Below are 13,283 nucleotides of genomic sequence, written 5' to 3' on the forward strand. Positions count from 1 at the left end.
AGAAGTATTAGGGCTTTGCGCCCCGCAACATCCAATGCGAGGCACAGATAGAGTATTTAATTAGCAGATGCAAATGTGTTACAGCTACTTGGATTTCCACTATCAAAACCGCGTTTAAACCATGTATAACGCTGTTCTGAAGTTCCATGAGTGAAGCTATCTGGGATGACACGTCCTTGGCTTTGTTGTTGCAAACGGTCATCACCAATAGCTTGCGCGGCATTCAACGCTTCTTCTAAATCCCCCGCCTCCAACACTTGCTGATTTTGCATGTTATGGCCCCAAACGCCAGCGAAGCAATCGGCCTGAAGCTCCATCTTCACGGAGAGTCGATTCTGCTCAGCTTTGCTTGCCCCTTGCTGCATTTGGCGTACCTTCTGCTCAATACCCAGCAGGTTCTGTACGTGGTGCCCAACTTCATGTGCCACCACGTAGCCTTGAGCAAAATCACCGTCTGCACCTAATTTATTCTTCATCTCTTGATAGAAAGAAAGATCAATATAGACGGTTTTGTCTGCTGGGCAGTAGAAAGGCCCCATAACGGACTGACCCGTTCCACATCCGGTACGCGTCGCGCCTCGATACAATACCAGCTTAGGATCCTGATACTGTTTACCCATTTTCTGGAATAACTGACTCCAGGTATCTTCGGTGGAAGCCAAAATAACCGAAGTAAATTTCGCCATCTGGTTATCCTGAGCTGAGTTGGCTGGCTGGCTGTGTTGCTGAGTTTGTCCCATTGGGGCTTCGCCATTAAGCAGCGGTGTTAGATCCACGCCGTAATATCCCGCCACCAATACCACCACCAGCAGAATTAGGCCGCCTTTGCCACGCGGTACACGGAAACCACCGCCACCGAAACCACCGGATGAACCCGTGGAATCGCCACGTCGATCTTCAACGTTGTCGCTTTCGCGACGCCCTTGCCAGCGCATAGTTAAACCTCAAAAATGACATGATGGGTTAATGGTAGGAAATTGCTGGCGTGAATACCATAAAAAGGAGAAATCAGATAATGAAATACTTCATGAGAGGAAAACATCCGATGCTTCAGCGCATCAGTGAAGTATAAAAACAACAACAGAGGCCAAGGCCTCTGCTGGTCACTTAAGCGTGATTTTAGGGGAAGTACACCGATGGGGTCGTAGCAGCTTTAGCTGCCGGAGCGCCCCGCGGTGTGCTAGCCCCGTGTATCTCGAGCTCTTAAACGATCAGCATTAGGCCAAGGCCTCTGCTGTTTATTCAAATAGTAGCTTTGAAGATTAGTCTAATTTTACACCAATACGATGCGCAACTTCTTCGTAAGCCTCGATCAAACCACCTAAGCTCTGGCGATAGCGATCTTTATCCATCTTGTTCAGAGTTTCTTTATCCCACAAACGGCTGCCGTCTGGAGAGAACTCATCACCAAGCACGACCTGACCTTTAAACAAACCGAATTCAAGTTTAAAATCGACGAGGATTAAGCCCGCATCACCAAAAATTTTGCTCAGCACATCGTTAACTTTGTAGCTCAGCGCTTTCATCGTGGCCAGATTTTCGTCGCTCACCCAACCAAAGGTACGGCAGTATGATTCATTCACCATCGGGTCATGCATCGCATCATTTTTCAGGAATAAATCGAAAAGTGGTGGATTCAGTGGCGTCCCTTCTTCGATGCCTAAGCGCTTAACCAGAGAGCCCGCTGCGCGGTTGCGGATCACACATTCAACCGGAACCATATCCAGTTTTTTAACCAAAACCTCAGTGTCAGAAAGTAAGCGTTCCATCTGGGTTGGGATCCCCGCCTCTTCCAACTTGCTCATGATGAAATGGTTAAATTTGTTATTCACCATACCCTTACGATCAAACTGCTCAATGCGCTGGCCGTCCAGTGCTGATGTATCATTTCGGAACTCAAGAATCAGCAAATCCGGGTTTTCAGTGGTATACACGGTTTTTGCCTTGCCGCGATACAACTCAGCGAGCTTTTGCATTTTGCTTACTCCATAGGTTTAGGAACACGAGAACTGAAATCCGCAGCTTTAGGTTAAAGCGCATCAATTTAGGGGCATTATACGCCAGCCAAACGATTGCGCATTAAAAAAATGAAATAAAAAAGAGGCCGAAGCCCCTTTTTGTCTTTACTAACGATTGTTAGCTACTTACTTACATTTGACTTAGAAAAAGCGGCTTGGAACACACTGACCAGCGCATCATTCTGCGACTGAGTCAATGGAGCGCCTTTGCTGTCTAAGAATTGTAAGCTGGTACGGTTATCTAAGTCACCCACCTGAATCTTGTAATCGCCTTCTTTGAGTTCTGGATCTTTCGCGCCCAAATCATCCCAGCTACTGCTGCTAATAGATTTGTACGTGACAGAAATAGTCCCCTGTGGACGGCTACGATCGGTCACTTTCATGCCAATCAGCTCAAGCGTGGATGGTAAGCGATCCCAGACGGCAGTATAAGGCGCACGTGCAATCAAAACAGGCAAGCCCGTATCATCCGCACCGCTCTGCACGTCAATATCCCCTACCTGACGGTTGGCACGCGCATTAGCCTGATCGGTCTGATATTTATCCAAGCCGCTGACGACGTTATTCAGTACAGAAACCGCATAACGCTGTGTTTGAGAATCCTCACTGATCGCAGTTTCACCCTGCTTCAAACCCAAAGATTTCACGACAACCGCAGTCTGATAGCCTTGTGGTTGCACAGAGATCTGATAACGGCCTTCATACTGGACGTCTTCATCACCACGCTGGAAACTAATCCAGTCTGTCGTCAACGTCTGACCTGCATCATTGCGGCTAGCAATCGGGTAGTTCAGTCCTTGAACCGCTTGTGTCACCTGAGTCCAAAGGCTACTCGCCCCTGGAGTACTCTCAACCAACACAATGGCAGCGCCGTTAACAAACTGACCGCGAGAGCCGTTCAACAAAGCCAAAGGCTGTGCTGGTGGTCGAATATCCAACGCTTTACCCACTTCACCTTTAGCCGTGGCCAAGCGAACATCGTAGGTTCCATTTTGCACCGGCAAAATCATACCCGCAGGTGTTTTCAATTCGGACAACGTCGTCGCATCAAGATAGGCCTCATCGCCGCTCACCTGACGCTTATAGCGCTGATCGGTCGAGCATGCAGACAGCATCATGACCAAAGAAATGCCGACGACAGTCGCTACCGCCGACTTTTGTACTGAGTAAGCCATTCAATCTCCCTAAGAGTTACAGCAAGCCGACGTGTTTTAGCGCTTGTTCTACGACAGGGCGAGCCTTATCGCTAATTGGCGTCATTGGTAAACGCATCGTGTCGGTTGCTATCAATCCCAATACCTTACAGGCCCATTTCACCGGTATCGGATTTGCTTCTACAAATAACTGTTGATGCAGCGCCATTAAACGCTGGTTCAGCTTACGAGCCTTAGCAAAATCGCCATCGGCTGCCAGCTTACAGAGTTCAGCCATTTCACGCGCAGCAACGTTTGCTGTGACAGAAATAACGCCCTGACCACCCAGTTGCATAAAGTCCAGAGCCGTTGCGTCATCGCCGCTTAGCAAAATAAAGCTATCGTCGTTGACCAGTTCTTGGATCTGACTAACACGACTTAAGTTCCCGGTCGCTTCTTTTACAGCAATAATATTTTTGATTTCTGCCAGACGCGCAATGGTTTCTGGCAACATATCGCATCCCGTACGCGAAGGTACGTTATACAAAATTTGTGGTAAATCAGTATGTTCCGCAATTGCTTTAAAATGCTGGAACAGACCTTCCTGCATTGGCTTATTGTAATACGGTGTTACCGTCAGGCAACCCACTACGCCCGTATTATTAAAACGCTCAGTCAACGCAATCGCTTCCGCGGTCGCATTTGCTCCAGCGCCTGCGATTACAGGGATTCTGCCATCAGCAAGATCCAGCGTCTGTAACACCACATCGACATGTTCGTCGTGGTTTAAGGTGGCAGATTCGCCGGTGGTTCCCACGGACACTATCGCAGATGTCCCGCTGGCCACATGATAATCAATCAATTTCTTCAAGCTAGCGCGATCGACCTGACCTTTGTCATCCATCGGCGTAACCAGCGCAACAATACTTCCCGTGAACATTGACAGTCCCTCCACAAACAGGTTCCTCATGGTACTTTTGAAAGCGATCGCAAAGCAAGTAAACATCTATGTGCTAACTGCTTGTCGAGCCGTTTTTTTTATGTTTACCTTGGGATACCATCACAAAGTCAGGAAGAATGCTCTTGCCACAGCCCAATCAACACTATTTAGTCATCACCGCCTTAGGTGCAGATCGCCCCGGTATCGTCAATAACATCACCCGCCATGTCAGTAGCTGCGGGTGTAATATTGAAGATAGCCGTTTGGCAATGTTGGGCGAAGAGTTCACTTTTATTATGCTGCTCTCGGGTAGCTGGAACGCTATCACGCTGATTGAATCCACTCTGCCGCTAAAAGGTGTCGAAATGGATTTGCTGATCGTAATGAAGCGTACAACATGGCATGAACGTCCAACCATGCCAGCCACCGTTTGGGTACAGGTTGAGGTAAAAGATTCTCCGCACATCATTGAGCGCTTCACCGACTTATTTGATTCGCACCATATGAACATCGCCGAGCTGGTGTCCAAGACACAATTAAGCCAAGATTCAACAGCACCAAAGCTGTATATTCAAATCACAGCACATAGCCCTGCAAGCCAAGATGCAGAAAGTATTGAACAAGCTTTCGAGAAGCTCTGTACAGAACTCAGCGCACAGGGCAGTATTAACGTCGTGAACTATTCCCTGCATGAAGATAAAGACGGAGAGCAGTAATGAGCCCATTGAAAGCCGGTAGCATCGCTCCTAAATTTACCCTGTTAGATCAAGATGGTGAGCAAATCAGCTTGGCCGACTTCCAAGGTCAGAAAGTTTTAGTCTATTTTTATCCAAAAGCCATGACTCCAGGTTGTACAGTTCAAGCCTGTGGCCTGCGCGACAATATGGATGAATTGAAAAAAATGGGTGTAGAAGTGTTAGGTATTAGCACTGATAAACCTGAAAAACTTTCCCGCTTTGTAGAAAAAGAAGTTCTTAACTTCACATTGCTGTCTGATGAAGATCACAAAGTCGCTGAAGAGTTTGGTGTCTGGGGCGAAAAAACCTTTATGGGTAAAACCTATGACGGCATTCATCGCATCAGCTTCCTGATTGATGAAGAAGGCAAAGTTCAGCACGTATTTGACGATTTCAAAACCAGTAACCACCACGACATCGTACTGGACTATGTAAAAAATAACGGCTAACTCATCCGCCGTCATAAAACGTCAACGCCCTGCACATGCAGGGCGTTGTTTTTTCTTAGCTCAATGATTAATCCGCTTCCGAGATAAACTCATCTGGCCACGCATGAATGACGGCTTTCACTAGGGTCGCCAGCGGGATAGCAAAAAATACGCCCCAGAAGCCCCACAGCCCGCCAAAGATAATCACCGAAAGAATGATCACTAGCGGATGCAAGTTGACTGCTTCGGAGAACAGCAGAGGCACCAATAAATTCCCGTCTAGCCCCTGCACCACCAGATAGGCAATAAACAGCGTCCAGAAATCCGCACCCAGCCCCCACTGGAACAGCGCCACAATAACCACCGGAATGGTCACCAGCACTGCACCGATATAGGGGATTAAAACTGAAAATCCAACCAATACCGCCAGCAACAATGCATAATGCAAATCAACAACCAGAAACACCAGATAGGTCGCAATACCGACCACCACCATTTCGAGCACTTTGCCTCGAATATAGTTGGTGATTTGCTGGTTCATCTCAATCCATACCTGCCCTGCTAAACCACGGTCGCGAGGCAATACTCGACGTACAGCATTCAGCATCTGCTCTTTATCCTTTAACAGGAAAAACACCATCAAAGGCACGAGAATCAGATAGATCGCTAATGTAAGAAGTCCTACTAGCGACGCCAGCGATAATTTCACCACCGACTCCCCCATCACCGCCATTTTGGCGCGAATATTTTCGACGACCATATCGATAATCCCCGCATCCACCAGCGCCGGATAGCGACTAGGCAGTGTGGCGGCAAACTCATAGAAGCGAGTGACCATTTTGGGCATGTCAGCCATCAAATTAAATCCCTGCTGCCATACCGCAGGAGCAATGACAAACACCGACAGCAAGGTAATTCCGCCAAACACAATGAGTACAGCAATCACTGCCCATACTCGAGAGAAGCCGATTAATTGCAGTTTATGCGTTGGCCACTCGAGCAGATAGGCTAAAACAATCGCCACCAGCAACGGGGCAAGTATTCCGTTGAAAAAATAGATAATACAAAAACCGACTAGCAGGATCGTCAGCAATGCTACTGCCTGCGGATCGGTAAAACGTCTCCGATACCACTGCATTAACATATCAAGCATGCGGGTCACTCCTTAAGCTGCACAAACGTGTGGTTCTTATCCTTGAAAAGAGCTGGCAAAAATCGCCAATAACGTAAAATGATAATTTTTGCTGTCATGAGGACATGGAGTCCATCAGGCTATGGTGGCAGAATAAGCCAACAAGCAAGAAACTTCGCCATTCTCAACACAGGATCACGCTTGAAAATGGGCGCATACCCAAAAATTTCATGTTAGCGGGTATATTCATTTGTGGAATGAGTGTAATTGAGTGTGACAAAGTTAAGAAGAACTCTTATCGGGGTTTAGTGTCAAAAATGCCATGACTGACTCTTACAAATGCGTTGTATCCCATTGATTAACGCTTTCACCAGATGAAACTGAATGGAACTGTCACGTATGACTTCTCGGTTTAAAACATCGGTTATCGCAACGATAGTTGCTGGGCTATTGCTCACTGGCTCAATGCCAAGCAAAGCAGATCCTAGCGATGACCAACTGCCTGACATTGGTACAACTGCGGGAAACACGCTGAGTATTAACCAAGAGCTGGCGATGGGTGATTTTTATGTGCGTCAGTTGCGCGCTAGTACACCGCTGATCAACGATCCACTTTTGATGGAGTATATCAATGGGCTCGGCGCAAGGCTGGTCGCTCATGCTAACTCGGTACGCACACCGTTTCACTTCTATTTGGTTCGTAACGACGAAATCAACGCCTTCGCCTTCTTCGGAGGCAACGTTGTTTTACACTCCGCACTCTTCCGATATACCGATAATGAAAGCCAACTGGCCTCGGTTATGGCGCATGAAATTTCTCACGTCACCCAGCGCCATTTAGCACGTGCGATGGAAGAGCAGCAGCGTACTGCGCCGCTGACATGGGTCGGTGCACTCGGTTCAATCTTGCTGGCAATGGCAAGCCCACAGGCTGGTATGGCTGCGCTTAGCGGTACATTGGCAGGTAGCCAGCAAAATATGATCAGCTTTACGCAGCAAAATGAGCAAGAAGCAGACCGTATCGGCATTCAAGTGCTACAACGATCCGGTTTTGATCCGCAAGCGATGCCAAATTTTCTGCAAAAGCTATCCGATCAGCTACGCTATTCATCCAAGCCCCCAGAAATTTTGCTGACTCACCCCCTACCCGATAGTCGTTTATCTGATACGCGCAACCGCGCTAATCAAATGCCTCCGCACCCAGTTCAGTCCTCACAAGATTATTTATTAGCGAAGGTACGCGCTCTTGGCATGTACAGCGGTGGACAAGATGGCAATACGTTCCTGACGGAAGATGTGCTCAAGGCGATGGAAAATGGCAACGTGCGCGAACAAACCGCCGCTCGCTATGGTCGTGCCATTTTATTTAGCCAAACAAACAAATATGATGATGCCCGAAAAATGCTACAACCTCTGCTTGACAGTCAGCCCGATAACATCTGGTTTATCGACTTGATGACAGATATCGATCTGGAGCAGAAAAAAGCACCAACTGCGATTGCCCGTTTAGAGAAAGCGTTAGCCAAAAACCGCACTGAGCCCGTCTTGCAAATCAATCTGGCAAACGCTTATGTCGAAGGAAACCAAGCCGCTAAAGCATCGCGGATACTCTATCGTTATACCTTTGAGCACCCTAATGATCCTAATGGTTGGGATCTACTCGCTCAAGCTAGCACAGCACAAGGCCTTCGTGATGAAGAGCTTTCTGCTCGCGCTGAAAGTTTGGCACTGTTAGGTCAGTTAGATCAGGCGATTGGCTTACTCAGCAATGCCAGCGCACTGATGCCCGTTGGCAGCCTAAAACAGGCTCGCTACGACGCGCGTATCGATCAGCTTAGACAACTACAACAACGCTTCAAGCAATACCAACGCGGAGGCCGTTAAGGAAAATCCATGACGCAACGAGTAACGATTTATCACAACCCACGCTGCTCCAAAAGCCGCGAAACCCTCACGCTGCTGCAAGAACAAGGCATCGAACCCCAGATTATTCAATATCTTGATACTCCGCCAGACGCGGCCACGCTGAAAACACTGTTGAAAGATCTCGGTTTCAGTTCCGCCCGTCAGCTCATGCGCCATAAAGAAGATATCTATAAAGAACTCAATCTGGCGGATGAATCCCTAACGGAAGATCAATTGATCGATGCCATGGTCAATCATCCTAAATTGATCGAACGTCCCATCGTCGTTAAGGGAAAAAAAGCGCGCATCGGCCGTCCTCCTGAGCAGATATTAGAGATCCTGTAATTCGAGGTTTGATATGGAACAGCCCGTCTTAAAAGGCAAACTTGTTGAGCTGCACCCAATACAGGTGGAGCACCGCCAGCCAATCATTGATGCTGCATCAGACGGGCAACTTTGGGAGATGACATTAACCGTGATCCCAAGCCCGCAAACCATAGATCAATATCTCAATCACGCTTTCGAAAACCGCGACAACGGCAGCCATATCCCCTTTGTGATTATCGATGCGGCAAGCCGCAAAGTCGTGGGGTGCACCCGTTTTTGGAAAATTGACCGCGCCAACCGAAAACTGGAAATTGGCCATACGTGGCTGAGCCAATCTTTTCAACGTTCAGGCATCAACACTGAAGCTAAATACCTCCTTCTAACCTACGCCTTTGAAGTGATGGAATGCGTACGTGTACAGTTCACCACCGATGAAAATAACACCCGCTCACGCGCCGCGATCTTGCGCATCGGCGCCCAACAAGAAGGCATCATTCGCCATGAACGAATCATGCCCGATGGCCGAAAACGCAATTCTGTGCGATTCAGTATTATTGACGATGAGTGGAAAGTGATTAAGGCGGGGCTTGAGGGGAAAATGGCTGGGAAGCTTGGTGTGAGTTAGTGGGTGGGTTCTCACCGATCGTTTCTGCAGTTACTGTATAAGGTTCCGCCCGCCAGCCAATAACCTAACCCAACTCACTCATGCCCCCGTAGCCCGTATATAATAGGCAGTGGGGGGAAGGGATGATTTATTTTTTTGTTATCAAATTCAATTATTGTGTATTTTCATTCATCGCGTAGTAACGCAACATTCAGAATATAACCATCTGGTGTAAACCCTGAAGCACCAGACCCCCAGTAAAATTGCGCCTCATCAATGCTAAAGGGTGTACTTCATAATGATAATACGCACAAGAGCACTGAAAACATGGGAATGTAACCAGAACTGCTGCAAATACAGATGGTTACCTCCTAAGTACTTATAGGGGGGCTGGTAACATTTTTAAGACATAAAACAAATTGGGTTCACTGACGATATAAAGTCTATCCTGATGAACCGCTATTCCTTCCGGTTGAGGAATGTGTTGGATAATATCCCCTAAGTCAGACTCTCGGTATATGACGCCATTGATATCCATCTCTCTAACCATTTTACTCTCATCAGACAACACATAGAGACGTTGGCGAACCTCGTTCCAAGCTAACCCTGAGATATCTTTTGTTGAGGAGAATAGTTTTTGAATTTTAAAACCACGAAGATGCCCTCGCAAAAAGCCATCTATTTTATACACCGCCGCGGGGAATTTCTCGTTCGCAATAAAAAGGGTATCGTGTTGTTTTGAGTACTCTATACCTTCAATACCGTAGTTACGCTTTCCACCCAGATCAAACACGAAGTGAGGCGCAAGCCGCGTATAATGCATATCCGAAAGGTCTAGCGCAATGAGGGTGATAGACCGCGTTCTCTCCTCAGCAATAAAAAACAGGTTATCCTCAATAAAAGTGATGGACTCGGTATCCTCCATATTCGTCAGGGGTATCTGTTGCAACACATTACCTTCCTCATCCAGCTGCATGACTTGGGAAGGTCTGTTCGTGACGGCTATCAATGTTTGGGTTGCATCATCCCAAGTGAGCCCTGAAAGGTTGTCAGAAACCTCCATAATAGCCCCCTCATAAAGAACACCGTCAATCAGGGGCGGGGAACGAGCTCCGGTGATGAAGAACAAATAGCCCAGTGTGGCAATGGATATCACCAGAAGGTATTGCAATTTTCTTTTATGTTTCACAACCAAATAAACCTTATAAAATCATGCACAATTTTATTGTTGAAAATAAATACGCCCATTTTGAGTACGTCACTTAAGAAACGATACGCCCAATTATTGACAGTAACTGCCTGCGTATTTTCTCATTTAGGGATAGCTGACATTCACTTTATCCAGCGTCTCCATCAAATCCATGATTTGCTCTGGTGTAATGGCGCCGCTATAGGTGACTTTTATTTGTTTCACCGCTTCATTACGCATGCCCTCAGCACGCACTTCTGTCACAGCAGCATGGCATCATCAATAACAGGAATGTCCACAGCGAACATGTCAATAGCGTCATGCCATCTCTCTTAAACATAAAAAAACCATGCGTCGGCGGTCTCCCCTTCTAAAGCTCACCGCACCGAGCTTGAATAAAAACGCTTTACTGCCAAGATAAAAACGGAGGTGGCCAATCCCCTCTACCACGCTCCGTTGTCATCAACACCTCATCAGTGGTTGTGGCATGTATGGCTGGCCGCGTATTCACGGCTAATCCCATACACATGGCGTAATCGACGGCTGCCCACCACGCTCAGCAAGCACGCTAGGCTAAAACACCCCCGACTGTCCCATAGCCACACCTGCATATCGCCACTTTTGTACACAAGCCAGCACTTAATGCCGTCATTGCCCATCATGATGAACGTGCCAAGCAGCAATAAAAAATACCCACCGCGCCCCCTACCCAGCGACCACGCATCGGATAGGTCCCCCCCCACAGCGCCCCCCCGGTAAGAGACCGCCCCATCCCCAGTGGATAATCATCTTAGAGATAGCCGAAGACTGCATGGCCATACCAGCAATCCGTAATTAGGATTAATGTAAAAATGGGGAAAATAGCTGCTGACTATACCAAGACGAATGCGGCGACCTGCCCTCTGTGATGAACCACGAACTATTATCAACAAAGTACGTCATAAGGCCGACCAGACTTGACACCATGAATTTAACTAATCTCTGTATGGCAACCCGATAGTAACGCTGCAGACTGCTAATAAAGCTTGCAATCAATTACCATAATTCGAACACAATAACTACCGAGAGCCATCGCAATGCCACACCCTATTAATAACCTGATATATCTACCTTGTATAAGCTTACAAATCACGTATGGTAATGCCAATAGTAATACCTCCAACACACTTTCCGCCTCCAGCTTTATAAACCGTACTTAGATCAGGGAATTTTATATCAAAAACACCCTCACCAATTGCTGAATTATCGCCAAATGTTGGCGTCCAGGACGTGTAATCCATTAAACCAACCCAACTGCGTCCTATATTTTTTATTTCAGAGTAACCAGTTCTTTCAGTCCCCCAAAGAAAAGGAGGAAACTCCGATACAGAAAAGTCATCAAACACTACAGGGCCGCTCTCCGTAGAACATGACAAATAAAGAGCATTAATGATAATTCTGTATTGCATTTCCAGACGACCATTTGATATAGCCCTGTATTTTAGTTGTATAGGGTTAAATGTTTTTAATGAGTCATCCCACTGAAGATTAACGTTATCTCGACCAATCATATCAACCTGAAAACCAATGCCCTGATGCCTAGGAGGATCAACTAGCATACGCACCGTTAAATTTAATTCCTTAGTCATTGTCGCAACTGCAACACTGGAACTAAAAAAAACAGCAAAAAAAATCAAAAAAAGATTCACGTCACATACCATTCATAAATGATTAAAACAATTCATTGGTCTCAAAGACCAACGTAATATCTTCAGTAAAGATAACCCTGTTTGACGTTATGATTGTGGCACTGGCTTTGGCATCGAGACGAAAACTCATGTTTAAACTATCATCTATCGAGTATGTTTTGAATTCAGCCACAGAACCTTTCCCAACTTTTCCATCGATTAACTTAAATCTTTCACCACTATTAAGAGATGTTATCTCCATTTCATATGGGATTGGCGAATGGCCGGGAACATCGGCATACATCTTTCCTATTTCACTATTTTTTGAACGAGGAGTCACTTTTAATGACTTTCCTAATGCCCCACTAACGGAAATGAAAGTAGAACCATTACCGACATAGTCATTTCCACCAACCTCACTTACAAAAATTTGTAAGTATGGCGAAGCCGTAGTTACTGAATTAATATATGGCTTATTATCCCATACAATATCCAGAATAAAGCCACCAGTGAACAAATCCTTGCTGCCTGTTGAAGGATTAGTTATGTTCACCTCAGTAGACTGAATATGCGCACTGCCTTTGTAAATATCTGCCGGATAGTATTTTTCATTAAAAATATTACTAAAGTTTTTTCCATCTTTAATCTTCCATTGATAGTTCGCACTATTCACCAGGAAAGGAGTCACCGAGTCCTGAAATGAGAAAGCATGACTGCTGGTTGTGCAGAAATTTTGTCCCTTGGGCTTCGCAACAGATTTGAAGACTCCCGGAGAAACCAGATGCGATAAATCACTTCCCTTACAGGTCCCTTCTATTACAGCAGTTCCATCATTACCATTAGCGGAACTTGACGCATCGAATGCAACCAGTTCAAGAGGTATTTCTATTGCTGCACCATATTTTTGTCCAACCAGTTTAATGATGGATGTGTTGCCAGACAGACTAAACCCTGCATACCTCTGTGAGCCTTCTGAATCCCCGGAGAATGAATTAACAATGTTATCAGGATTACTTAGCTGGAAGCCTTTCATATCCGGATCCAGATTTGCATTGGCCGAAGTAAAAGAACCAGAAAGTAATCTGTCAGTTGTTGTTGTCAGGTTCAGCTGCAAGGATATATTTTTAGCCTGTGCCCCTCCTGCAAAAGCAAAAAAAAACAGGAAAAATAAATTTTTTAAGTTTTTCATAAAATTACATTTTC

At 46.3% G+C, this 13,283-nt stretch carries 15 protein-coding genes; 5 read left to right on the forward strand and 10 right to left on the reverse strand.

All coding sequences use genetic code 11. The annotated features are described in order from the left end of the window. Positions 1-56: 56 nt before the first annotated feature. The 4 genes from ypfJ to dapA form a co-directional block, all read right to left on the reverse strand. The gene (gene ypfJ, locus K9N75_RS15555; RefSeq protein WP_008814141.1) at positions 57-935 is read right to left on the reverse strand and encodes a KPN_02809 family neutral zinc metallopeptidase; all 879 of its coding nucleotides are present in this window, start codon (positions 933-935) and stop codon (positions 57-59) included. 327 nt (positions 936-1,262) lie between these two features. Next, entirely contained in the window at positions 1,263-1,976 is a 714-nt protein-coding gene (gene purC, locus K9N75_RS15560) for a phosphoribosylaminoimidazolesuccinocarboxamide synthase (protein WP_039188164.1), read from the reverse strand. A 164-nt stretch (positions 1,977-2,140) separates the two neighbouring features. Next, positions 2,141-3,193 (reverse strand): outer membrane protein assembly factor BamC, encoded by a 1,053-nt coding sequence (gene bamC, locus K9N75_RS15565; protein WP_064573286.1) that lies wholly within the window; start codon positions 3,191-3,193, stop codon positions 2,141-2,143. 16 nt (positions 3,194-3,209) lie between these two features. Next, entirely contained in the window at positions 3,210-4,091 is an 882-nt protein-coding gene (dapA, locus tag K9N75_RS15570; RefSeq protein WP_008814144.1) for a 4-hydroxy-tetrahydrodipicolinate synthase, read from the reverse strand. 137 nt (positions 4,092-4,228) lie between these two features. Between dapA and K9N75_RS15575 the strand changes: the two genes are divergently transcribed. Both K9N75_RS15575 and bcp read left to right on the forward strand, forming a co-directional pair. Further along, positions 4,229-4,807 (forward strand): glycine cleavage system transcriptional repressor, encoded by a 579-nt coding sequence (locus K9N75_RS15575; RefSeq protein ID WP_072036023.1) that lies wholly within the window; start codon positions 4,229-4,231, stop codon positions 4,805-4,807. Then, a complete protein-coding gene (gene bcp, locus K9N75_RS15580; protein WP_008814145.1) occupies positions 4,807-5,277 on the forward strand; it encodes a thioredoxin-dependent thiol peroxidase in 471 nt (156 codons plus the stop codon). Before K9N75_RS15575 ends, bcp begins: the two co-directional genes overlap by 1 nt. Positions 5,278-5,344: 67 nt before the next feature. Here the strand turns inward: bcp and K9N75_RS15585 are convergent, their stop codons facing one another. After that, positions 5,345-6,409 (reverse strand): AI-2E family transporter, encoded by a 1,065-nt coding sequence (locus K9N75_RS15585; protein ID WP_008814146.1) that lies wholly within the window; start codon positions 6,407-6,409, stop codon positions 5,345-5,347. A gap of 378 nt (positions 6,410-6,787) precedes the next feature. Between K9N75_RS15585 and bepA the strand changes: the two genes are divergently transcribed. From bepA to K9N75_RS15600, 3 genes are read left to right on the forward strand one after another with little or no spacing between them, the layout of a single operon-like run. Further along, a complete protein-coding gene (gene bepA / locus K9N75_RS15590; protein ID WP_020303645.1) occupies positions 6,788-8,272 on the forward strand; it encodes a beta-barrel assembly-enhancing protease in 1,485 nt (494 codons plus the stop codon). Between the two features lie 9 nt (positions 8,273-8,281). Then, positions 8,282-8,638 (forward strand): arsenate reductase (glutaredoxin), encoded by a 357-nt coding sequence (arsC, locus tag K9N75_RS15595; RefSeq protein ID WP_008814148.1) that lies wholly within the window; start codon positions 8,282-8,284, stop codon positions 8,636-8,638. A 13-nt stretch (positions 8,639-8,651) separates the two neighbouring features. Then, positions 8,652-9,245 carry a GNAT family N-acetyltransferase gene (locus tag K9N75_RS15600; RefSeq protein WP_008814149.1) on the forward strand — a complete coding sequence of 198 codons (594 nt, stop codon included), beginning with the start codon at positions 8,652-8,654 and terminating at the stop codon, positions 9,243-9,245. Positions 9,246-9,603: 358 nt separating this feature from the next. On the opposite strand, the gene K9N75_RS15605 is transcribed toward K9N75_RS15600, so the two are convergent. The 5 genes from K9N75_RS15605 to K9N75_RS15625 form a co-directional block, all read right to left on the reverse strand. Further along, positions 9,604-10,413: an SdiA-regulated domain-containing protein gene (locus tag K9N75_RS15605; RefSeq protein WP_224451842.1), complete on the reverse strand. Its 810-nt coding sequence runs from the start codon at positions 10,411-10,413 to the stop codon at positions 9,604-9,606. Between the two features lie 126 nt (positions 10,414-10,539). Next, on the reverse strand, positions 10,540-10,677 hold the full coding sequence (locus K9N75_RS15610; RefSeq protein ID WP_224451843.1) for a hypothetical protein: 138 nt from the start codon (positions 10,675-10,677) through the stop codon (positions 10,540-10,542). A 209-nt stretch (positions 10,678-10,886) separates the two neighbouring features. Then, on the reverse strand, positions 10,887-11,156 hold the full coding sequence (locus K9N75_RS15615) for a hypothetical protein (RefSeq protein WP_224451844.1): 270 nt from the start codon (positions 11,154-11,156) through the stop codon (positions 10,887-10,889). Between the two features lie 378 nt (positions 11,157-11,534). Then, positions 11,535-12,101: a hypothetical protein gene (locus K9N75_RS15620; protein WP_224451845.1), complete on the reverse strand. Its 567-nt coding sequence runs from the start codon at positions 12,099-12,101 to the stop codon at positions 11,535-11,537. Between the two features lie 22 nt (positions 12,102-12,123). Then, positions 12,124-13,269 carry a hypothetical protein gene (locus K9N75_RS15625; protein ID WP_224451846.1) on the reverse strand — a complete coding sequence of 382 codons (1,146 nt, stop codon included), beginning with the start codon at positions 13,267-13,269 and terminating at the stop codon, positions 12,124-12,126. Positions 13,270-13,283 lie beyond the last annotated feature (14 nt).

The organism is Hafnia paralvei, assembly GCF_020150375.1.
GTDB lineage: Bacteria > Pseudomonadota > Gammaproteobacteria > Enterobacterales > Enterobacteriaceae > Hafnia > Hafnia paralvei.

Excerpts from the sequence above, each read along its gene's own strand:
- ypfJ (WP_008814141.1), bottom strand. The coding sequence starts at position 935 with ATGCGCTGGCAAGGGCGTCGCGAAAGCGACAACGTTGAAGATCGACGT.
- purC (WP_039188164.1), bottom strand. The coding sequence starts at position 1,976 with ATGCAAAAGCTCGCTGAGTTGTATCGCGGCAAGGCAAAAACCGTGTAT.
- bamC (WP_064573286.1), bottom strand. The coding sequence starts at position 3,193 with ATGGCTTACTCAGTACAAAAGTCGGCGGTAGCGACTGTCGTCGGCATT.
- dapA (WP_008814144.1), bottom strand. The coding sequence starts at position 4,091 with ATGTTCACGGGAAGTATTGTTGCGCTGGTTACGCCGATGGATGACAAA.
- K9N75_RS15575 (WP_072036023.1), top strand. The coding sequence starts at position 4,229 with ATGCTCTTGCCACAGCCCAATCAACACTATTTAGTCATCACCGCCTTA.
- bcp (WP_008814145.1), top strand. The coding sequence starts at position 4,807 with ATGAGCCCATTGAAAGCCGGTAGCATCGCTCCTAAATTTACCCTGTTA.
- K9N75_RS15585 (WP_008814146.1), bottom strand. The coding sequence starts at position 6,409 with ATGCTTGATATGTTAATGCAGTGGTATCGGAGACGTTTTACCGATCCG.
- bepA (WP_020303645.1), top strand. The coding sequence starts at position 6,788 with ATGACTTCTCGGTTTAAAACATCGGTTATCGCAACGATAGTTGCTGGG.
- arsC (WP_008814148.1), top strand. The coding sequence starts at position 8,282 with ATGACGCAACGAGTAACGATTTATCACAACCCACGCTGCTCCAAAAGC.
- K9N75_RS15600 (WP_008814149.1), top strand. The coding sequence starts at position 8,652 with ATGGAACAGCCCGTCTTAAAAGGCAAACTTGTTGAGCTGCACCCAATA.
- K9N75_RS15625 (WP_224451846.1), bottom strand. The coding sequence starts at position 13,269 with ATGAAAAACTTAAAAAATTTATTTTTCCTGTTTTTTTTTGCTTTTGCA.